The organism is Rhabdobacter roseus (genome assembly GCF_014202275.1).
Classification (GTDB): Bacteria; Bacteroidota; Bacteroidia; order Cytophagales; family Spirosomataceae; genus Rhabdobacter; species Rhabdobacter roseus.
This window is the reverse complement of sequence record NZ_JACHGF010000021.1, coordinates 1-22578: the sequence shown is the minus strand read 5'-3', so window position 1 is coordinate 22578 and position 22578 is coordinate 1. Positions and strand designations below refer to the sequence as shown.

18 protein-coding genes and 1 rRNA gene are annotated in these 22578 nt (G+C 51.4%); 18 read left to right on the top strand and 1 reads right to left on the bottom strand.

Annotated features, from left to right (window positions below):
• Nucleotides 1-130 precede the first annotated feature (130 nt).
• The 16 genes from HNQ92_RS28170 (at nucleotide 131) to HNQ92_RS28095 (ending at nucleotide 19021) form a co-directional block, all read left to right on the top strand.
• Nucleotides 131-1558 (top strand): anthranilate synthase component I family protein, encoded by a 1428-nt coding sequence (locus tag HNQ92_RS28170; protein WP_184180091.1) that lies wholly within the window; start codon nucleotides 131-133, stop codon nucleotides 1556-1558.
• 29 nt (nucleotides 1559-1587) lie between these two features.
• Entirely contained in the window at nucleotides 1588-2157 is a 570-nt protein-coding gene (locus HNQ92_RS28165) for an anthranilate synthase component II (protein ID WP_184180088.1), read from the top strand.
• A gap of 52 nt (nucleotides 2158-2209) precedes the next feature.
• Complete coding sequence (gene trpD, locus HNQ92_RS28160; RefSeq protein ID WP_184180085.1) at nucleotides 2210-3199, top strand: anthranilate phosphoribosyltransferase; 990 nt, start codon at nucleotides 2210-2212, stop codon at nucleotides 3197-3199.
• Nucleotides 3196-3786 (top strand): Uma2 family endonuclease, encoded by a 591-nt coding sequence (locus HNQ92_RS28155; RefSeq protein WP_184180082.1) that lies wholly within the window; start codon nucleotides 3196-3198, stop codon nucleotides 3784-3786. The genes trpD and HNQ92_RS28155 overlap by 4 nt, the downstream gene beginning before the upstream one ends.
• 59 nt (nucleotides 3787-3845) lie before the next feature.
• Entirely contained in the window at nucleotides 3846-4664 is an 819-nt protein-coding gene (gene trpC, locus HNQ92_RS28150) for an indole-3-glycerol phosphate synthase TrpC (protein WP_184180079.1), read from the top strand.
• The gene (locus HNQ92_RS28145; RefSeq protein WP_184180076.1) at nucleotides 4661-5308 is read left to right on the top strand and encodes a phosphoribosylanthranilate isomerase; all 648 of its coding nucleotides are present in this window, start codon (nucleotides 4661-4663) and stop codon (nucleotides 5306-5308) included. Before trpC ends, HNQ92_RS28145 begins: the two co-directional genes overlap by 4 nt.
• A gap of 86 nt (nucleotides 5309-5394) precedes the next feature.
• Nucleotides 5395-6594 carry a tryptophan synthase subunit beta gene (gene trpB, locus HNQ92_RS28140; protein ID WP_184180155.1) on the top strand — a complete coding sequence of 400 codons (1200 nt, stop codon included), beginning with the start codon at nucleotides 5395-5397 and terminating at the stop codon, nucleotides 6592-6594.
• A 26-nt stretch (nucleotides 6595-6620) separates the two neighbouring features.
• Nucleotides 6621-6821: a hypothetical protein gene (locus HNQ92_RS28135; RefSeq protein ID WP_184180073.1), complete on the top strand. Its 201-nt coding sequence runs from the start codon at nucleotides 6621-6623 to the stop codon at nucleotides 6819-6821.
• Between the two features lie 130 nt (nucleotides 6822-6951).
• The gene (locus HNQ92_RS28130; protein WP_425504320.1) at nucleotides 6952-7302 is read left to right on the top strand and encodes a Dabb family protein; all 351 of its coding nucleotides are present in this window, start codon (nucleotides 6952-6954) and stop codon (nucleotides 7300-7302) included.
• Complete coding sequence (gene trpA, locus HNQ92_RS28125) at nucleotides 7299-8105, top strand: tryptophan synthase subunit alpha (protein WP_184180067.1); 807 nt, start codon at nucleotides 7299-7301, stop codon at nucleotides 8103-8105. The genes HNQ92_RS28130 and trpA overlap by 4 nt, the downstream gene beginning before the upstream one ends.
• 107 nt (nucleotides 8106-8212) lie before the next feature.
• Entirely contained in the window at nucleotides 8213-11587 is a 3375-nt protein-coding gene (locus tag HNQ92_RS28120; protein ID WP_425504319.1) for a DUF4175 family protein, read from the top strand.
• A 184-nt stretch (nucleotides 11588-11771) separates the two neighbouring features.
• A complete protein-coding gene (gene ybeY / locus HNQ92_RS28115; protein ID WP_184180064.1) occupies nucleotides 11772-12188 on the top strand; it encodes an rRNA maturation RNase YbeY in 417 nt (138 codons plus the stop codon).
• A gap of 122 nt (nucleotides 12189-12310) precedes the next feature.
• A complete protein-coding gene (gene mnmG, locus HNQ92_RS28110; protein ID WP_184180061.1) occupies nucleotides 12311-14173 on the top strand; it encodes a tRNA uridine-5-carboxymethylaminomethyl(34) synthesis enzyme MnmG in 1863 nt (620 codons plus the stop codon).
• On the top strand, nucleotides 14174-15079 hold the full coding sequence (locus HNQ92_RS28105; protein ID WP_184180058.1) for a class I SAM-dependent methyltransferase: 906 nt from the start codon (nucleotides 14174-14176) through the stop codon (nucleotides 15077-15079). It abuts the gene before it with no gap.
• Between the two features lie 84 nt (nucleotides 15080-15163).
• Nucleotides 15164-16777, top strand: a complete 1614-nt coding sequence (locus HNQ92_RS28100; RefSeq protein WP_184180055.1) for an Ig-like domain-containing domain — start codon at nucleotides 15164-15166, stop codon at nucleotides 16775-16777.
• A gap of 492 nt (nucleotides 16778-17269) precedes the next feature.
• Nucleotides 17270-19021: a tetratricopeptide repeat protein gene (locus HNQ92_RS28095; protein ID WP_246440988.1), complete on the top strand. Its 1752-nt coding sequence runs from the start codon at nucleotides 17270-17272 to the stop codon at nucleotides 19019-19021.
• A gap of 166 nt (nucleotides 19022-19187) precedes the next feature.
• Here the strand turns inward: HNQ92_RS28095 and thrC are convergent, their stop codons facing one another.
• Nucleotides 19188-20486, bottom strand: coding sequence for a threonine synthase (thrC, locus tag HNQ92_RS28090; protein WP_184180052.1), 1299 nt, complete (start codon nucleotides 20484-20486; stop codon nucleotides 19188-19190).
• A 140-nt stretch (nucleotides 20487-20626) separates the two neighbouring features.
• Between thrC and pruA the strand changes: the two genes are divergently transcribed.
• Nucleotides 20627-22261: an L-glutamate gamma-semialdehyde dehydrogenase gene (gene pruA / locus HNQ92_RS28085; RefSeq protein ID WP_184180049.1), complete on the top strand. Its 1635-nt coding sequence runs from the start codon at nucleotides 20627-20629 to the stop codon at nucleotides 22259-22261.
• A gap of 227 nt (nucleotides 22262-22488) precedes the next feature.
• Nucleotides 22489-22578, top strand: a 16S ribosomal RNA gene (locus tag HNQ92_RS28080); the annotation flags it as partial.

Genomic DNA, 22578 nt, shown 5'->3' with positions numbered 1-22578 from the left:
GCGTGCCCGTCTTAACAAGATGGACGAGTAAGCCATTGTATCTAGTATAAAGCACTATATATACAAAGCGGCTCGCTGTTCATCGGAATAGCGAGCCGCTTTTTTTGTACCTAAAACCAACTCTATCTGTATGCCGTCCGATCATCACCCAACCCGCTACCCGATCACCACGCGTCACAAAAAATTCCTGGCCGACACGCTCACGCCCGTGTCGATCTACCTCAAACTGCGCGACCGCTTCGTCAATACCATCCTGCTCGAAAGCTCCGACTACCACGGCAACGAGGATTCGTTCTCTTACATCTGCTGCGACCCGGTGGCTTCTTTTAAGCTCAACGACGGCGTCGTAGCCCAGCAGTTTCCGGACGGCACGCAGGAAACGATTACACTAAGTACCCCTAAAGAAGCGGTAGGTACCTTGCAACAATTTGCGCAGCGGTTTTCGCTTGAGAAAAGTACCTTTCCGTTCATTACCAACGGTTTGTTTGGCCACATGACCTACGACTCGGTGGCTTACTTCGAAGATATTACCATCCAGCCGCCCAGCCCCGAAACCCAGATCGACCAGATCTTCTACCACGTGTACCGCTACGTGATTGCGATCCATCATTTCAAAAACGAGCTGTACCTTTTTGAACATGCCTACGGGCAGCCCCCGCAGGAGGATGGCCTGGAGCAGCTGGAAGTACTGATCAAAAACCGCAATTTCCCGACCTACAGTTTTAAAGCGACTTCGGCCGAAACCTCCAACGTCACCGACGACGAAATGCGCGGTGTCATCCGGACCTGCATCGATCACTGTTTGCGCGGTGATGTGTTCCAGATCGTGCCCTCGCGCCGGTTTAGCCGCGGTTTTCTGGGCGATGAGTTCAACGTGTACCGCGCGCTGCGTTCGGTCAATCCTTCGCCCTACCTCTTCTACTTTGATTACGGCAGCTACAAAATCTTCGGCTCATCGCCCGAGCTTCAGATCTCGATCAAAGGGCAGCAGGCTGAGATCCATCCCATTGCGGGTACTTTCCGGCGTACCGGCGACGACCAGGCCGACGCCGAAGCGGCGCAGCGGCTCCTGGAAGACCCCAAAGAAACCGCCGAGCACGTGATGCTCGTAGACCTGGCCCGCAACGACCTGAGCCGCAGCTGCCACACGGTAAAAGTAGAGACGTACAAAGAGGTGCAGTTTTACTCGCACGTGATTCACCTGGTTTCCAAGGTAGTAGGTACCATGAAAGAAGGTACCAATCCCTTGCAGCTGGTGGCCGATACCTTTCCGGCGGGTACTTTGTCGGGTGCGCCTAAGCACATGGCCATGACACTCATCAACGGCCTGGAAAGCAGCAACCGGAGCATCTACGGCGGAGCCATCGGTTTCATGGACTTCAACGGCGATTTCAACCACGCCATCGCGATCCGTACCTTTATGAGCAAAAACAACACGCTTTTTTACCGGGCGGGCATGGGCGTCGTGGCCAAGTCCGACGTGGAAAGCGAGCTTCAGGAAGTAAACAACAAGCTGGCCGCCCTGCGCAAAGCCGTTGACCTGGCCGAAGAAATTTAGTCCCTCATTGATTTTTTTAGACAACCAACATGAAAATTCTGGTCCTCGATAATTACGATTCGTTTACCTACAACCTGGTCTACATCCTGCGCGAGCTCCACGATGAGGTAGATGTAGTCCGGAACGACAAGATGGCCCTCGAAGCCGTGGCTGCCTACGACAAAATTCTGCTTTCGCCGGGACCGGGCATCCCTTCCGAGGCGGGCATTATGCCGGACGTCATTCGTGAATACGCCCCCACGAAGAGCATTCTGGGCGTGTGTCTGGGCCACCAGGGCATTGGCGAGGTATTTGGCTCCACGCTTGAGAACATGACCGACGTGCTGCACGGCATCAGCGACAAAGCCCTGGTGACGGATAGCAGCGAGCGGCTTTTTCGGGGACTTCCGGCCGAGATCCAGGTAGGTAGGTACCATTCCTGGACCGTCATGCCCGAGACCGTACCCGACACCCTGACTATCACGGCGGTGGACGAGCAGGGTAGGGTAATGGGCCTGGCTCACAAAACATATGACGTCAAAGGGGTTCAGTTTCATCCGGAGTCGGTGCTGACGGAGTACGGCAAAGAAATGCTGGAAAACTGGCTTCGGGGCGCATAAAAGTACCCATTTTAACTCTTTTCTGTAAAATCAGCACACAGGTACCTTGGCTATGAAAAAGATATTAGCCCATTTATTTGACTATAAATCACTCAGCAAAGAGCAGGCCCGGGAGGTATTGCTCGGGATCGGGAAGGGCGACTACAACGCCTCGCAGATCGCGGCCTTCCTGACGGTATACGCCATGCGGAGCATTACCGTACAAGAGCTGGAAGGGTTTCGCGACGCCATGCTGGAGCTCTGCCTGGCGGTAGACCTGGCCGCCTACGACCCCATGGATGTATGCGGCACCGGCGGCGACGGCAAGGATACCTTTAACATCTCTACGCTTTCCTGCTTTGTGGTCGCGGGCGCGGGGCAGCGCGTGGCCAAGCACGGTAACCACGGCGTTTCGTCGCACTGCGGCTCCTCGACGGTCCTTGAGTACCTGGGCGTAAAATTCAGCAACGAGGCCGATTTCCTGGAGCGCAAAATTGAGCGGGCGGGGGTGTGTTTTCTGCACGCGCCGCTTTTTCATCCGGCCATGAAAAACGTGGCCCCCATCCGCCGCGACCTGGGTGTGAAAACATTTTTTAACATGCTGGGGCCCATCATCAATCCCGCCTTTCCGCAAAAGCAACTGGCCGGGGTGTTCAGTCTTGAATTAGCCAGACTTTATGCCTATCTTTACCAACAAACCAACAAGCAATTTTTGGTACTACACACCTTAGACGGTTACGATGAAGTGTCATTGACGGGTCCTTTCAAAATCATCACCGCTCACACGGAGCAAGTCTTACTCCCTTCCCAACTGGGGCTTGAAACGCTTCGCCCCGAAGCACTCTCGGGAGGAGAGACGGTCGAAGCCTCGGCCCGGATTTTCATGAATGTACTGAACAACGAAGCCACTCCCGCCCAGAAACAGGTTGTAGTGGCTAACGCGGCTTTAGCCCTGCACGGAGCCAATCCCAACCTGGCGCTCGCTGACGCCGTTGCGGCGGCCCGCGAATCGCTGGAAAGCAAAAAAGCCCTGGATTGTTTTAAAAAATTGGTAGAAGCATGATTACGGACATCAATCAACTCGACGTAGGCAAGTCCTACACCTACGCCGACTACCTCAAGTGGCAGTTTGACGAGCGCGTGGAGCTAATCAAGGGCAAACTGTTCAAGATGTCGCCCGCCCTGGCGCGTAAGCATCAAAAAATAGCGGGCTTTTTCTTTGGCGAGATCTATTCCTTCTTGCGTCAAAAACGGTGTGAAGTTTATTCCGCCCCCTTTGATGTACGGCTGACGCCCCGCAAAAGCGACCAAACCACTAAAATTTATACGGTAGTACAGCCGGATATCTGCGTGATCTGTGATCCCGTCAAGCTCGACAACCGGGGGTGTATCGGTGCGCCCGATTGGATCATCGAAATCCTTTCGCCCGGCAATTCGCAGACCGAGATGAAAAATAAGTTTGAGGTATATCAGGAAAACGGGGTGAAAGAGTACTGGCTGGCCGACCCAACCAACGAAATCGTTTTTGTGTACGTACTCAACGACGAAGGTACCTACATCGGTCTGCACCCGTTTACGCTGGAAGACACCATCTCCAGCTACGTGTTTCCGGATTTTACTTTACAGGTAGCCGATATTTTTAAAGATTAAGTAGCTAGTTGAGTCAGGTACCTGGGCCGCGGGCCCGTCCTGAGATGAAGATCAAGTACATGAATATTTTAGAAAAAATTGTTGCGCAGAAACAACTCGAGGTAGTTGAGGCCAAAAAACAGCGAAGCATTTCCGAGCTCGAGCAGGAGGTACTTTTCCGGCGAAAAGGCCTGTCGCTCACCGAGCGGTTGAAGGGTACTTTGGCCCCCGGCATCATTGCGGAGTTTAAGCGAAAATCTCCTTCCAAAGGCATCATCAACGACCAGGTACTTCCTGAGGTAGTCACGAAAGGCTACGCCCAGGCTGGTGCCTCGGCCCTCTCGGTCCTGACCGACACACCCTTCTTTGGGGGTACTTTTGATGATTTTCGGAGCGCCCGGCAGGCCAATCCCGAAGTACCCCTGCTTCGCAAAGATTTCATGGTAGACGAGTACCAGCTTTTTGAAGCCAAAGCCCTGGGGGCGGACATCATTCTGCTGATTGCCGCCTGCCTTAGCCCTCAACAGGTACGTAGTCTGAGCCGCCGGGCCCGTGAGCTGGACCTGGAGGTACTTTTGGAAGTACACGACGCCGAGGAGCTGGACCGAAGCCTCTGCGACGACGTGAATATGGTAGGCGTGAATAACCGAAACCTTAAAACGTTCGTTACTTCTATAAGTACCTCCCTGGAGCTGGCCGCGCAAATACCCAATTCATTTGTAAAAATATCGGAAAGCGGCTTGCAGGATGCCGAAACCATCCGGCAGCTGTACCAGCAGGGGTACCGGGGTTTTTTGATTGGCGAAACGTTCATGAAAACCTCCCATCCGGGCCAGTCTCTGGCCGACCTTCGCGAAGAACTAAATCGAATCGTTAACCATAACCCCTCCGTCGTATGAAAGTAAAAGTGTGTGGAATGCGCGAGAAAGCCAATATTGAGCAGTTGGCCGCTTTACAACCCGATTTCATTGGGTTCATTTTCTACGATAAATCCCCCCGGTACCTGGGAGAAGAGCTGGATGAAGCGTTTATAAAAAGCCTGCCCCGAAGTATCAAGAAAGTAGGGGTGTTCGTGAATGCTAACCCGGACTATATCCTGACCATGGTGAAGCGATTCGACCTTCAGTACGCGCAGCTCCACGGCAACGAAATGCCCGACCTCTGCCGGAGCATCCGACAGAAGGGCGTCAATGTCATCAAGGCCTTCAGCATCGACGAAACCTTCAACTTCGCCATGCTGAACAACTACAAGCCCTTCTGCGATCTCTTTCTGTTTGATACCAAAGGTACCCAGCCCGGCGGCAACGGAACGCCCTTCGACTGGAGCCTGCTTCGTAAGTACGACAACGATAAGCCTTTTTTCCTGAGTGGCGGCATCGGCCTGAGCAACGCCGACGAGGTACTTGAGCTAGCCCGCAGCCTGCGTATTTACGGCGTAGACGTCAACAGCCAGTTCGAGTCGGCCCCCGGCGTCAAAGAGATTGAGCAGCTCCAGAAACTAATTCATAAAGTTCGTGTTAAAGAAGAGGAAATAGAAGCCTGATTGTTACGATCAATTAACTTTAGTATAGCATGATCAGCCGCGGAGGGCAAGGTACTTGCCACCGGGCTAAATCAATCCCTTTTGATATGGAAGTAGTGGCTGAGAACGTTTCGTTTCACGTAAATGAGCAAGGATATTACGGGCCCTTTGGCGGAGCGTTTATTCCCGAGATGCTGTATCCCAATGTGGAGGAGCTCCAACAAAACTACCTTAGCATCCTGGCCGACCCGGCCTTTCAGCGGGAGTTTGACGACCTGCTGCGCAACTACGTAGGTCGGCCCACACCGCTGTACCTGGCCCAGCGGCTTTCGGAGAAGTACAACACGAACGTGTACTTAAAGCGGGAAGATCTGTGCCATACGGGCGCTCACAAGATCAACAACACCATCGGGCAGATCCTGCTCGCCAAGCGCCTGGGCAAGCAACGCGTTGTCGCTGAGACCGGTGCCGGACAGCATGGGGTAGCTACGGCTACGGTCTGCGCCTTAATGGGCATCGAGTGCATTGTGTACATGGGCGAGCTCGACATCCAGCGCCAGGCCCCCAACGTGGCCCGCATGAAAATGCTGGGTGCCGAAGTACGTCCTGCGACCTGCGGCTCCAAAACCCTCAAGGACGCCACCAACGAAGCCATGCGCCACTGGATCAATAACCCCGTGGATACGCACTACATCATTGGCTCGGTGGTAGGTCCGCATCCCTATCCCGACATGGTGGCCCGTTTTCAGTCCGTCATTTCGGCGGAAATCAAGCAGCAACTACGGGAACAAACCGGCCGTGAGAATCCAAACTACGTGGTGGCCTGCGTGGGCGGTGGCAGCAACGCCGCCGGTGCTTTCTACCACTTCCTGGACCAGCCGGACGTACAACTGGTGGCCGTAGAAGCCGCCGGGCAGGGCCTTAGGTCGGGCCACTCGGCCGCCACTACGGCGCTAGGCAAGCCGGGCGTTCTCCACGGCAGCCGTACCATCCTGATGCAAACCGAAGACGGGCAGGTGGTGGAGCCTTATTCCATTTCGGCCGGCCTGGACTACCCCGGCATCGGGCCTATCCACGCGTACCTTTTTGAAAGTGGGCGTGGGCGCTTCCTGTCCGCCACCGACGAGGAAGCCGTTCAGGCGGCTTTTGCGCTTACCCGTACCGAGGGTATCATTCCGGCACTGGAGTCGTCACACGCGCTGGCCATTCTGGATCGCCTGGGAGCCCAGCCCCACGAGGTAGTGGTGGTGAACCTATCCGGCCGGGGCGACAAGGACATGGCTACTTACATGAAGTACCTAGATTAAGTTTTACCTATATAAATACCATTCTTATGGCTACTTTAACGTTACCCGATGTATTCGACCTTCGCCTGAAGCTACAGGAATTAGAAGTCAAGAAAGACTCGCCGGAGCTGTCGTTGTTTGAACGCTGCGACCTGGAAGACGAAATCCTGGAGATCAAAGAGAAACTGGGCGAATTTGACCGACTTAAATTCAGCGACGAAGGCGAGTGTATCAATTGCTCCGGCTAGGAGGTACTTTGGTCCCGGCTCCTGACAAGGTACCTGCTCCTACCAGGTACCCTTCTTTTTCTAAATATAAACCCATTCTAACTACGACTCCATGAAATTAAAACTAACCCTTCTGACGGCACTATTGCTGATGGGAGCCGTTGCCTTTACTACCTACGAAAAAAATCCGCCTAAGAAAATGCTTCGTCACGTTGTATTATTCAAGTTCAAAGACAGCGCTTCGCCCGCGCAGATCAAAGAAGTAGAAGACGCTTTTCGTCAACTACCCTCCAAAATAAAAACGATCAAAGATCTGGAATGGGGCACCAACAACAGTCCCGAAGGCCTCGATCAGGGCTTTACACACTGCTTTTTTGTGACCTTTGAAAACGAAGAAGGACGGGCTACCTACCTACCTCACCCCGACCACAAGGCGTTTGGGAAGGTACTTGGCCCTCATCTGGATAAGGTACTTGTTGTTGATTACTGGGTACAGAAATGAATCGCATTACCGAACTATTTGAAAAGGCAGCGGACCAAGCGGACGGGCTACTCAACGTGTACTTCACGGCGGGTTTTCCGCAGCTGAACGACACCCGCCTCATTCTACGGGCTTTGCAGGAAGGCGGAGCGGACCTGGTGGAGATCGGCATGCCGTATTCTGACCCCGTGGCCGACGGCGAAACCATCCAGCAGAGCAACGACCAGGCCCTTCACAACGGCATGAGCGTACGGCTGCTCCTGGAGCAGCTGGAAGGTATGCGCGAAACCATCACGCTGCCGGTACTTTTGATGGGGTACCTGAATCCCGTCCTTCAGTATGGCGTAGAAAATTTTTGCCAGAAATGCGCTGAAGTGGGCGTCGATGGGCTCATCTTGCCCGACATGCCCATGGATATCTATGTAAATGAATACCAGGCGATTTTTAAAAAGTACGGAATTCTTAATATCTTTCTGGTCACGCCCCAAACGCACGAGGCGCGCATCCGCCAGATCGACCAGCAGAGCGACGGCTTTATTTATACCGTGTCCTCGGCCAGCGTGACGGGCTCTAAAACCGGCGTAAGCGAAGACATGGAAGCCTATTTTGACCGGCTCAATGCTATGAATCTGCGCAATCCGCGGCTGATTGGCTTTGGCATCAAAGACCAAAGTACCTATGAGAAAGCCTGCCGGTACGCCCAGGGAGCCATCATAGGCAGTGCGTTCATTCGGGTACTACAGGAGAGCCAGGATCTGGATACTGACATCAAAGCGTTCATCGGTAGCATAAAGGCCAATAAATCAACCGCGATCGGCGTTTAAAAAGGGTGGCTGCGCAGGACTAGGACCCCCGGTTTTAACGTATCATTCCTGCACTAGTATCGCTGCATTTTGATTACCGTTGTTTAAACCGTGAAAAAGAATATACTATGGCAGCTTCTCCTACCGCAATGGCCAGTCTCTTGCTGCGCATACAAGAATACCGGCAGAAGTATTACCACAATCAGCTGCTCAAAGGGCTGATCTTTTCGGCGGCTCTGCTGCTGAGCGTTTTTTTACTGGTTAATACCCTGGAGTACTTTGGCCGCTTTAGCTCCCTGGTGCGCGGTATGCTGTTTTTTGGCTTTCTGGCCGTTTTGCTCTTCTCGTTCTTTCAGTGGGTTGTGCAGCCGCTCATTCATTTGTACGGGCTGCGTCGGCCGCTATCGGACGAGGAGGCAGCTTTGCAAATTGGGCAGCATTTTCCGGAAGTAGGGGATAAGCTCCTCAATACCCTGCAACTGCGCGCACTTTCGGGCCAGCAAACAGACCTGATTGAGGCAAGTATCAGCCAAAAATCGAGTCAGATGCTCATTGTCCGGTTTTCGGACGCCATCCGCTACCAGGAAAACAAGCGGTACGTTAAGTACGCCGTGTATCCATTGGCCGCTATCGCCATGATTCTGCTCTTTAATCCGGCCTTTTTTACGTCCAGCTCCGACCGGATCATTCATTTCCAGAATAGCTACGCCTACGCGCCCTTTTCTTTTAAGGTGGAGAATCAAAGCATGAAGGCTTTTCGTAATGAAGACTTTACGCTTCGGCTAAAACTGGAAGGAGAAGCGCTGCCGCAGGCGGTCTACCTGGTCCAGAATGGTACCCGCTTTAAGCTCACTACCGAAGACAGCCAACACTATTCTTACACGTTCAAGAACGTGCAGCGAAGTGTGAATTTTGCGTTTGAAGCTGCTGGTTTCAATTCCAAGGAATATGCACTCACCGTGGTCGAGCGTCCCAGTTTGTTATCTTTTGACGTTAACTTGCGCTATCCTTCGTACCTGAATAAACCTGCCGAAGGGCTCAGTAATGTGGGAAATCTCACCGTGCCGGAAGGTACCGTCATTGAGTGGAATTTCAATACCGCCGCTACCCAGTCGCTGGGTATTCGATTTGAGAATGACTCGGTACTTTACAAAGCGGCGGGGGGAAGCGGGGAGCGTTTTCAATACCGCAAGTCTGTTCGGCGCTCGTCGCAGTACCAGGTCCAGCTACAAAATGATGATATTCCCAATGCCGAGCAGATTGGGTACTATATCAACGTCATTCCTGATAAACACCCCCTGCTTTCCTTGGAAAATTTTCAGGATACCACGCTATACAACTACCTGGTTTTGGGCGGCTCCATCAGCGATGACTACGGCTTTTCACAACTCAAAGTATTCTATACCGTGCGGCGCGAGGGCGCTTCGGAAGCGGCCAACCCGCAACCCAAGAGCATAAACATTCCGTTTAATAAGACAGTAAATACCCAGAGTTTCTATTTTCAATGGTACGTAGATAGCCTTCAGTTAGCTCCGGGCGACCGCATCGAGTACTTCGCTCAGGTGTGGGACAATGACGGCGTAAATGGCCCAAAAAGTACCCGTTCACGGGTCATTAACTTTGCCGTCCCAACCCGCGACCGCCTGGAAGCGGAAGTAGCCAAGTCAGCTCAGCAAACCGAGGCTCAGATTGAAAAAACCCTGAAAAAAGCGCAGAGCCTGGAGAAAGACCTGGACAACCTTGAAAAACGGCTAAAAACCAATAAGGATTTCGACTTTCAGGAGCGCAAGCAAGTGGAGGATATCATCAAAAAACGCGAGGATTTGATGAATGATATTCGTTCGTTGCAGGAGCAAAACAAAGCCATGAACGAAAAATCCAAGCAGTTCAATCAACAGGAACAAAGCTCAGAAATCAAGAAAAAGCTGGATCAGCTCCAGAAGCTGATGGACGACCTGATGGACGACGAAACCAGCAAACTTTATAAAGAGCTTGAAAAACTCCTAGAACAAAAGCAGAGCGAACGGATGTCTAACATGCTCGAGAAGCTACGCAATAAGGAGAACAATCTTGAGAAAGAGCTCGAGCGAACGCTCAATCTTTTCAAGAAGATGCAGATGGAGCAGAAGATGGAAAACGTGGTGAAAAACCTCGAGCAACTGGCCGATAAAGAAGAGAAGCTGGCGGAGGAATCGCAGAAAAACGACAAGAACAAAAACAGCGAAGACAAAAAAAATAAAAACGAAGAGCTCAAGAAAGAGCAGGAGAAAATAAAAGAAGACTTCGAAAAAGCGAAGGAAGCGATTGACGACATTGAAAAAATGAGCGAAGAGCTTAACGAGGAGATGGACGCGCAGGAAGAAGAGCAGGAGCAGGCCTCAGAACAAATGGACAAAGGCATGCAGCAGCTCGACAAGCAACAAAATAAAGATGCTTCGGAGTCGCAGAAAAAGGCGGCGAAGTCCATGCGTAAAATGTCCAGCGCCATGGCCGAGGCCATGCAAAGCTCTCAGATGGCCCAAATGCAGGAAGACATCGACGCCCTGCGTGACATCCTCGAAAACCTCATCACGCTTTCCTTTGACCAGGAGCAGCTCATGAAAGATTTCAAAGGTGTGAATTTGCAGGACCCACGTTTTGTCAAACTAGGGCAGGATCAGCTTAAACTTCAGGATGACGCCAAGGTAATTGAAGACAGTCTTTACGCGCTGGCCAATCGCGTCATTCAAATCCAATCGTTCATTACCCGCGAGCTCAATGACATGAAACTCTACATGGGTGAGAGCGTTAATGGGATTCGGGATCGTCGGCTCAACGTGGCTACCTCTAAGCAACAGTTTGCCATGACATCCATGAACAACCTGGCTTTGATGCTGAGTGATGTGTTCCGGCAAATGCAACAGCAAATGGCGATGGCCATGGCCATGCCGGGAAAAGGCAAAGGAAAAGGCAAGGAACAGTCCGGCCCCAGCATGGGCGAAATGCAGCAGCAGCTCAACGAAAAAATGCGGCAAATGCAACAGCAAATGGGCAAAGGCGGACAGGGTGGCCAAGGTGAAGGCAACCAGTCGGAGCAGTTGGCACGCATGGCCGCTGAGCAGTCCATGATTCGGAAAATGATCCAGGAGCTGATGGATGCCCAGAAAGGTACCGAAATGGGCCAGAAGTTTGGAAATGAGCTAAAAGAACTTTCCGAAAAAATGGACGAAACGGAGACCGATTTGGTCAATAAGCGCATAAGTCAGGAATTGATTAAACGAAACCAAGAAATAGTGACGCGCCTGCTGGAGTCGGAAAAAGCCATGCGTGAACAAGACGAAGACGACAAGCGGAAAGGGGAGACAGCCCGGGAAGTAAATCGTCGTCCTCCACCGGCTTTTGAGCAGTACATCAAGGATAAAGAAAAGCAAATTGAGCTTTTACGTTCTATCCCGCCTACTTTCTCTCCTTTTTACAAGCGAGAGGTAGATGCCTACTTCCGTAAGTACCAGGCGGCCAACTAATAATCGCTTTCTATTACACCGAGCGTTGGCTAGTGTTACTAGCGACGCTCGGTTTTTTGTTTTTAGCGAGGTAGTAGTCAAAATATTCCTTTATCTCCTGATTCTCTTCCATTTACTAGCAACATTTAAGGGGTAGTTAGTACCTTTGCGGAAAAAAGCATTCATTTACCTCTTATCTTTTATCATGATCTCCTTCTTCGCCGAAGAAATTTCCTTTAAAGTACCTCATCCGATCAAAACCAAGCGTTGGTTAAAGTCCGTTATCGAGCAGGAAGAAGGTCAGCTGAACCAACTGAATTACATCTTTTGTTCTGATGAGTATCTACTAGTCATGAACCGACAATACCTTAATCACGACTACTATACGGACATCATTACGTTCGATACGAGCGAAGCAGAACAGGAAGTAGAAGGAGATATTTTTATTAGTGTAGATCGAGTACAAGAAAATGCCACTGAACTTGGTAAAACTTTCGAAGAAGAATTAAGGCGTGTGCTAGTTCATGGTCTCTTACACCTTATGCGCTACGACGACACAACTCCTAAGCTCAAAGCAGAAATGCGCGCTCGTGAGGATTTTCATCTTCAAACCTATCGTTAGAGAATATTTCCACGTGGAACATTTGTACAGATTTCACAAAAAGCAATCTTAAGTATTAATCCAATTCACTTTAGCTAAAACTAGCAATGAGTCAATTCGCTCATTGAAGTATAAAAGAAATTATGTTTCCAAAGTACGATGTTATTGTAGTAGGGGCGGGGCACGCGGGCTGTGAGGCAGCGGCAGCGGCGGCCAATATGGGGTCCAAAGTACTGTTAATTACCATGAACATGCAGACCATCGCTCAGATGTCGTGCAATCCAGCCATGGGTGGTGTAGCCAAGGGACAAATTGTGCGGGAGGTGGATGCGCTGGGCGGACAATCCGGCCTGGTGAGCGACCGAACCATGATCCAGTTCCGAATGCTGAATCGCTCCAAAGGCCCTGCCATGTGGAGCCCACGCTGCCAAAGCGACCGCATGCTATTTGCAAACGAATGGCGCGCGATTTTGGAAAGTACCCCTAACGTTGACTTTTGGCAGGATACAGTAAGGGAAATTTTAATTAAAGACAACCGGGTACAGGGAGTTAAAACAAGCCTGGGTTTGGAGATCGCCTCGAGCGCCGTGGTACTTACCAATGGTACTTTTCTCAACGGTTTGATCCACATTGGTGAAAAGAACTTTGGCGGCGGAAGAACGGGTGAGAAGGCCGCTACCGGACTAACAGAACAACTCAGTGCGCTGGGTTTCGAGGCAGGAAGGATGAAGACCGGCACGCCTCCCCGGGTAGACGGACGCTCCCTGGACTACAGCCGCATGGAAGAGCAACCCGGCGACGAACAACCCGGCAAATTTTCCTATAAAGACACGGCTCCGCTCCTCAAACAGCGCAGCTGCTGGATCACGTACACGAATGACAAGGTACACGAAGTACTGCGAACTGGCTTCGATAAATCACCCATGTTTTCGGGCCGGATCAAAGGCTTGGGCCCCCGTTACTGTCCTTCCGTGGAAGATAAAATCAACCGTTTTGCGGATAAAGACCGTCACCAGATTTTCGTAGAACCCGAGGGTTGGAACACCGTAGAGGTATATGTTAACGGTTTCTCGACCTCCCTACCCGAAGATGTGCAATACAAAGCGCTCAAAGAAATACCGGGTTTTGAAAACGTACGCATGTTTCGTCCGGGCTACGCCATCGAGTATGATTTCTTTCCGCCCACCCAACTGAAATTGACGCTTGAAACGCAGCGAGTGGCTAACTTGTTTTTTGCGGGACAAATTAACGGTACCACCGGTTATGAGGAAGCCGCCTGCCAGGGGTTGATGGCGGGCATGAACGCCCACCAAAACGTGCATGAAAAAGATGCCGTAATCCTTAAAAGATCTGAGGCCTACATTGGCGTGCTGATCGACGACCTGGTGAATAAAGGTACCGAAGAGCCCTACCGGATGTTTACCTCGCGGGCCGAGTACCGTACGTTGCTGCGACAAGATAACGCAGACATTCGCCTTACCCCCAAAGGACACGCCTTAGGCCTGGCCGATGCCGAGCGCCTAACGAACGTGGCAAAAAAAGTAGCACAGACGGATGAGCTGATTCAGGAACTCATGCAGGCAAAAGTCCAACCCGAAGAAGTGAATGACCGGCTGGAGGATTGGACTACGGCACCCATTCGGGAGAAAACGTCGTTGTATCAGCTATTAAAAAGACCTCAGTTGTCCATGGAACAGATCAAGGTACTTCAGCCGCGCTTTTCGGACTGGCTAGGTACCCTTAAGCCCGAGGCCATCGAGCAGGCTGAGATTCATGTAAAGTATGACAGCTACATTGAGAAGGAGCGCCTGATGGTGGAGAAGATGGGCCGCATGGAAGATCTTATGATTATTCAGAACTTTAACTACGACGGCGTGGCGGCGCTGTCGTTTGAGGGGAGAGAAAAGCTCAAACGCGCCCGCCCCCAAACCATCGGGCAAGCTTCGCGGATCAGCGGCGTGAGTCCGTCGGACATATCCGTTCTCATGATTTACCTAGGAAGATAAATGACCCTCGAAACACTCAGCCACTGCCCGGTGTGTACCCATACGCAGTTTGCCAAGTACCTGCTCGTCAAAGACCACACCGTATCCAAACGTGATTTCCAGATCGTGCGCTGTGAGCGCTGCGGTTTTTTGTTCACTAATCCACGTCCTCCGGCGCAGGAGATTGGGCAGTATTACGACTCCTCAGACTACATCTCCCACCACGACGAAGCGACTACGCTCATGAGCCGGGTTTACAACGGCGTACGGAACTATACCACCGGGCAAAAGATACACCTCATCGAGCGGGTGAGCCCGCGCCGCCAAGGTACCTTGCTGGACGTGGGTTGTGGCACGGGGTACTTTCTTTCACAATGCCGCCAGCAGGGTTGGACCACCGTTGGCACTGAGCCCGACGCGCAAGCACGGGACGTAGCCCAAAGCCGGGTAGGGGAGCTCATCTTCGAGAGCATCGAAGCACCCTATTTTGAAGAAAAAAGCTTTGACATCATTACGATGTGGCACGTTCTGGAACACGTACACGACCTGAATGGTACCCTGGACTGGCTGCGTGCTCGGCTGGTTGCTGACGGTAAGCTACTCGTAGCGGTACCCAATCCGGAGTCCAACGACGCCCAGACCTACCAAGCCAATTGGGCAGCCTACGATGTACCTCGCCACCTCTACCACTTTACGCGTAAAACCATGCAAGAGCTCATGGACCGACACGCTTTCCGCCTAGAGTCGGTTCAGCCCATGTGGTTTGATTCGTACTATGTAAGTATGCTAAGTACCCGCTACCAGAGCGGTCGGACCAGCTTGCCTAAAAGTGTGCTGTCAGGTAGTGTATCTAATTGGAAGGGAAGAAAGTCTTCCAAAGGTTTTCCAAATACCTCCAGCCTCATCTATGTACTAAGCAAAGCCTAAGGCGCAACCCGCTATACCGAACCCTCAATACGCCTCGTTGTATTGAGGGTTTTTAAATGAACCAACTACCCAACTCCTTATCGTATGAAAAAGTACTGGCCCCTTCTGCTCATTCTTCTTGGATTTATCCGGTGTGCACAGCAGGTAGCTCCTACGGGCGGCAAAAAGGATTCTATTCCGCCGCAACTGCTCATGACCCTCCCGGCCAACAAGGTACTAAACTACCAGGGGCAAAGCGTGGAACTGTTCTTTGATGAATACGTGATCGTGGACAATATCCAACAGAAACTCATCATTACTCCGGAATCTGAAAACCCCTATACCTTTAAGCAAAAGGGCAAGTCCGTACTGCTCAACTTCAAGAATAAGTTCAACGACAGTACTACCTATACCTTCAACTTCGGAGATGCCATCCGGGACTTTTCGGAGCGTAATCCCGTCCAGAACCTTAAGCTGGTATTCAGTACGGGTCCCTTCATCGACTCGGCCCGCATCTACGGAACCATCCGGGACCTAAAAACGAACCAGCCCGTATTTGACGCGCTGGTAGGACTGTACAGGATCAATGATACGCTCAATCCGGAAAAGCAGAAGCCCTACTACTTTTCCCGAACCGATAGCAGCGGCCGCTACGCCATCGAAAATATCCAATCCATTCCGTACCGCCTGATTGCCCTCGACGACAAAAACCGTAACCAACTCTACAACCCCAAAGATGAGCGGATCGCGTTCCGAGACTCCGCTATTCTGGCCGGTACGGACTCGATCTCCTACAATCTGGGCGTGTACCTCTCGGACGTCACGGTGCCGCGGGTTCAACGTACCATTCCCAAAGTGAACAACTATACCGTCGTTTTCAACAAAGGCTTGGATAGCCTCAACGTAGGGTTTCTGCGGGGCGACACGCTACCCTACATGCTCGAAGGGGGCAACCAGGTAAAATTTTTCTGGACCGAACAGGCTCCCGATACTACCCTGGCTTTTATAGTAGGTAAAGACTCACTGGGGCAGATCATTGAGGAAAACCAAAAGATTGCTTTCCTGCCCCAACGGGGGCGCGAACGCCAACGTGACCCCTTTACTCTTCGCACTACCCCCGATCGCAACCAAGTCCTGGACCGAGCCGTTCGCTACACTTTTACGTTCAACAAGCCCGTTGCCTCCCTCAACGAAACGCAAATTCAGCTCGTAAACGACAGTACTTCCCGGCAAAGCCTGAAGGATTTAACCTGGCGCTGGAATGCCTACCGAAATGAGCTATACGTGGAAGCGCGTGCTACCGCCAAGGATAGCATTAAATGGGACCTACCGAAGGGTGCCATCATCAGTGTTGAAGGCGATACCTTGCCCCAAGCTCTGATCAAGCATCCGGTACTTCGGGAAGACGACTTCGGCGTCATTCGGGGATCTATCAAGGCCGACTCCGGCGTTGCCTTTTTCATTGAGCTGGTGGATAAGGATTTTAAGCCCATACAAACTCAGTACCGCTCTCCCTTTACGTTCAATCGCATCCCGCCCGGCGAGTACTACCTCCGGGTAACGGTGGATCGCAACCGAAACCGACGCTGGGACACGGGGATTTTCAAAACTGGCCAACAGCCGGAGCCTATCTACTACTACCCGTCTTCCATCGTGGTCAAAAGCAACTTTGAGTTTAGCGATCAGGACTTCACTATACCCTCTCAAACCACAGATTAGTTTCGCGGCAAAATACGTTTTATGTGCATAACCCTGTTGAAAACTTCAGAAGGGTGTGGATAGACGCTAAAATCCTGTGGGAAAGTGTGTTTATAAAGGCAAATGGATGTGGACAGAAATCAGGCAGAATTTCTAAAGTGGAAAGAGAAGGACTTAGCCCTGACTTAACAGCCTGTGAATACACTGTAGAAAGTGTTCATAAGTAAATCCAAGTTATCCATCCACAGTTCACACGCTTTAGTGGACAAACAACACTTTCCTTGAAAAACAGTTATTTAGTTGTTTACAACTTCCAAAAATCCGTGGATAATTGATTAACTTGTTCACAACGCCGGGAAGTCTTAAGTGGAACTTGAGTGGAAAAGAAAGCTGTGCACATATCCACAGCCTTAAATTAGAGATAATAGAAAAAAATTAATATTTATATTATTTATGAAAAGGGTACTAAAGTGGATAATGTGTGGAGTGGTGCTGTTGGTAGCTCATGGCGCCATGGCGCAAACGGACGAACAGCTGGCCGAGGAGTACTTCAAGAGCGGCGATTGTGAGAAGGCTGTTAGCTACTATCAAAAGATATTTAAAAAGTCATTTGATAAAAGAGCTTTAAATAATTATACCAGCTGTCTCATCAAAACCAAAGACTGGGAGGAGGCCGATAAATTTTTTAAACGCCAGGTCAAAAGCGACGGTGCCAACGCAACCTGGTACTTCCTAAACTGGGGCCTCATGGAGGAAGCAAAGGGTCAGGAAAACGAAGCAAATAAAAAATTTGGGGAAGCCATTGGGGCGGTAGGTCCACGGACTGATATGTACCGTGACCTGGCCGAAGATTTTAGGCGCACGCAAAAAACCACATGGGCTCAGCGCGCTTTCCAACGTGCGCGGGAAGTATCCAAGAACGAAAACTTATACCGCCTGGAAATGGCCAGCGTGTACCGGGAGCTCAATGAGCCAGAAAACATGCTGACGGAGCTGCTGTCTTACGGCATCATGTTCCGTAACGCCGAGATTGTCCAAAGCATGCTGCAGGATTTCCTGAAAGAAGAAAAAGAGCAAGCCCTGCTCGAGAAGGTACTTTACGACAAAATCCAGAAGAGCCCCAACGAAGCTTTTTATACCGAGTTATTGGTGTGGCATCAGGTACAGCGGAAAGATTTCTACAAAGCTTTCTTGCAGGAGCGTGCCCTTGACAAGCGTTATAAGTACAACGGTACGCGGGTCTATGACCTGGGAAACCTGGCCCTGCAAAACAAGGATTACGAAAACGCCGCTACGATCTTTGAGTACCTGGTCAAGGAGTACCCCAAAGGCCAGCTGTATCCTTTTGCCCGCCGAATGGCCATTGCCTCGCGGGAGGAGCAAGTCAAAAGTACCTTTCCCGTAAACCGGGCGGAGGTCCAAAAGCTTATTGGTGAATACCAGAAGCTCCTGACCGAGCTGGGTACCAACGAACGTACGCTGGAGGCCATGCGCAACATGGCCATCCTTCATGCTTTCTACCTGGATGAAAAAACCAAAGCCGTGGAAATACTGGCCAGGGCCATCGAAGTAGGCAAGTCCGAAAAAGAGTTTGTGGATAAGTGTAAACTCGACTTGGGTGATATTTACCTCCTGCAAGGCGAGCCTTGGGAAGCCACCCTGGTGTACTCGCAGGTCGAAAAGTCTCAGAAAGACGATAAGCTCGGCTACGAAGCCAAGCTCCGCAATGCGAAGCTGCACTACTATAAGGGCGATTTTGAACTCTCAAAGGAAGTCCTGGATATTTTGAAAAGAGCCACCACGCGCGAAATCGCCAACGATGCCAACGAGCTCAGCCTGCTCATCATGGATAACACGGGGCTCGACAGCAACGAAACCGCCATGCAGGCCTACGCGTCCACGGAGCTGCTTCTTTTCCAGAACAAGACCTTGGAGGCCTTGGACTCCCTGAACACGCTCTACGCGCGCTATAAGGACCATTCCCTGGCCGATGAGATTCTGTGGCTCTCCGCCAAAACCTACATGAAGCTCGATAGTAATCAACAGGCCGTGGAAAGGCTCAAGGTAATTGTGGAGAAATTTCACTACGACATCCTGGGCGACGACGCCCTCTTTACCCTGGCCCGCCTCCACCAGGAAAAACTCAACGACAAAGAAGAAGCCATGCGCCTCTACCAGCAGGTACTTGAAAAGTACCCCGGAAGTATTTACGTGGCCGAGTCGCGGAAGCGCTTCCGCTTGTTGCGCGGCGATACCATTAACTAGGTAGGTACTTGAGCGTTTCCATAAACTGGGGTAGCATGAAAGTACCTTTTGGTCTTCATGCTACCCCACGAGCTTTTTATAAACAAGTACCTTAGCCCGGAAAAATACCTCTACGCAATTCTCCGGCGTTATACAAATCCCTTAAAGTACCTTTTTAGATAATTATCTAATTGATTATCAAATCTTTAAATTCTTCAAATGAAGTACCCATCGGAATGGCCTCCTTTTTCAACGAAAGTAGCTCTTTTAGCCTATTAGGTACTTCAATGGCCTGGCCGAGGGTACTTTCGACCAAATCCAGGAATTTGGCCGGGTGGGCCGTGGCCAGAAAGACTCCCGTGAAGTCTTGACCCGACCTGTCCCGGTAGGCCTGTAGCCCGCGGTAGGCTACCGCCGAATGTGGACAAAGTACGTAGCCCGTTTGCTCAAACAGCTCGCGCATGGTTTGGCGGGTTTGGTCGTCGTCAAAGTAAAAACCCGAGATCTTCTGCTGTACTTTTTGCCAATCGTCGCCAAAGAAGCGCGTCATCCGGACGAAGTTGCTGGGGCTGCCCACATCCATGGCGTTAGAGATCGTCTCTACCGAAGGCTGGGGTTGGTACTGCCCGCTCTGTAGGTAAGCCGGTACCACGTTGTTGCGGTTGGTCGAGGCCACAAACTGCGCCGCCGGTAGGCCCATGGCATAAGCCAGCAAGCCCGCGCTGATATTCCCGAAATTACCGCTAGGTACCGAAAACACCAGCGGCTTGCCCCGGTGCTTCAATTGGGCGTAAGCGGCAAAGTAGTAGAACGCCTGCGGAATGAGCCGGGCGATGTTGATGGAGTTGGCAGACGCCAGGTTGAACTTTTGGTTGAGGTCTTCATCCAGAAAAGCTTCCTTCACCAGCCGCTGGCAGTCGTCAAAAGTACCTTGCACCTCTATGGCCGTTACGTTATGGCCCAGGGTCGTCAGCTGTTTTTCCTGGATCTCGCTTACTTTTCCGCTGGGGTACAGGATCGTCACCGAGATACCGGGTACTTGGAAAAAGCCCTGGGCTACCGCCCCACCCGTATCACCCGAAGTCGCCACCAGGATCTTGATTTCTTTTTGGGACTTGGCCAGGAAGTAGGACATGAGCGAAGCCATGAAGCGCGCCCCAAAATCTTTGAACGCCATGGAAGGGCCATGGAATAACTCGAGTACGTAGTCGTCGGGGGTGATCTCTCGCACCGGCGCTTCAAAGGAGAACGAACGCGCCACGATTTGTTCCATGTCGGCTCGGGAAATATCGTCCCGTAGTAAGGTATGCGCTACTTCAACGGCTATTTCGTTAAAGGTACGTTGCTCGATACTATCCATAAAAGCGTCCGAAATGCTCGGAATAGTCTCGGGCATGTACAAGCCGTTGTCGGGCGGAAGGCTTCGGAAAACAGCCTCTTCCAGCGAAGCTTTGATACCGGGAGTACGGGTACTGTAAAATAGCATGGTAACAAGGGGTAAGGTGGTCGAAATGACCGGCAAATTTAAGGAAAACTCACCGGCTGGTGACCATACTCTCCGCGTATTTTGGGAAAAGTACCTAACTTAGCTAGCTCAATCAATCATCAACAAATACCGTTTGTTATATGCCTAAAGGAGTTTTCAACGTACCGACCCCGATCAACGAGCCCGTAAAAACGTACGCGCCGGGTACTACAGAGCGTGCTTCGCTAAAAAAAGCCCTGGAAGAAGCCCGATCTAAAGAGATCGAAGTACCTATGTACATTGGGAGCCGGGAAGTATTTACGGATACGAAAATAAAAATAGCGCCTCCCCACGACCACCAACATGTACTGGGGTACTTTCACGAAGGCAACGCTTCTCACGTGCAGGAAGCCATCGACGCGGCCCTGGCGGCTCAGGCGAGCTGGGCTGCGCTGAGCTGGGAGCAGCGGGCGTCGATTTTTTTGAAAGCCGCGGAGCTGGTAGCGGGTCCTTACCGCGCCGAGATCAACGCCGCCACCATGCTGGGGCAATCCAAGAACGCCTACCAGGCCGAAATAGACGCCGCCTGCGAGTTTATTGATTTCCTGCGGTTCAACGTAAAATTCATGACCGATATTTACGCCCAGCAACCGGAGTCGTCGCCGGGCGTCTGGAACCGCATGGAGTACCGTCCACTGGAAGGGTTTGTGTTTGCCTTGACGCCCTTCAACTTCACGGCCATTGCTGGCAACCTACCGGCGGCCCCGGCGCTGATGGGCAACGTAGTCCTTTGGAAGCCCGCCTACACCCAGGTATACGCCGCCCAGGTACTGATGAAAGTTTTTAAAGAAGCGGGCCTGCCCGACGGCGTCATCAACATGATCCTGGTGGACGGCCCCGTGGCGGGTGAGGTCATCTTTAAACATCCCGATTTTGCCGGTATCCACTTCACGGGCAGTACCAAGGTATTCCAAACCATCTGGAAAACCATCGGAGAGAATATTGCGGTGTACAAATCGTTTCCGCGTATCGTGGGCGAAACCGGCGGAAAAGACTTCGTTCTGGCTCACCCCTCGGCCAACGCCAAGGCAGTCGCTACGGGACTGATCCGGGGCGCTTTTGAGTACCAGGGACAGAAATGCTCCGCGGCTTCTCGTGCCTACCTTCCTGCCAACCTGTGGGAGCCTATCCGAGGGTACATGCAGGAAGCATTAGCGGAAATAAAAATGGGAGGCGTAGAGGATTTTTCCAATTTTATCAATGCCGTCATCGACGAAAAATCATTTGATAAAATTGTTTTCTACCTCGAAAAGACCGAGCAATCGGACGGTAAAGCGGAGATCATCATGGGCGGTAAGTATGACAAGAGCAAGGGGTACTTTATCGAGCCCACCGTCATCCTAACCACTGATCCCGGCTACGTTACGCTTTGTGAAGAGCTCTTTGGACCGGTATTGACAGTCTACATCTACGAGCCCGATGACTTTGAACAAGTACTGGATATCGTCAATTCTACCTCACCCTACGCGCTTACAGGGGCTATTTTTGCTCAGGATCGCTACGCCATCGAAACGGCCACCCGGCGGTTGTCCCAGGCGGCGGGCAATTTCTACATCAACGACAAACCCACGGGAGCCGTAGTAGGACAACAGCCCTTTGGCGGAAGCCGGGCCTCGGGTACCAACGACAAAGCCGGGTCCGTCCTAAACCTGCTACGCTGGGTTTCGCCCCGGGTACTTAAAGAGACGCTGGTATCCCCCACCGATTATAAATATTCCTTCCTGGGGGAACCTTAATAGGACTATGTATGTATAATTTTTTGCGTCCTCAAGAAAATGAGATTTAATGCATTTTTTTTTGAGACGTACTTGCAAAAGTGAATCGAGTAGTCTTACCTTTGCAATCCCAATCGCAAACGAGGAAGAGAAAAGAGGCGAAAGATTGGGTCCTGTTCTTTGAAATGATGAGGTAAACCAAGAGTGTAAGGAACCCTCGTAGTCAGATGACTACAATTATAATACTTACAATGGAGAGTTTGATCCTGGCTCAGGATGAACGCTAGCGGCAGGCCTAATACATGCAAGGCGAGGGGGCAGCAATGTCACCGTCGAAC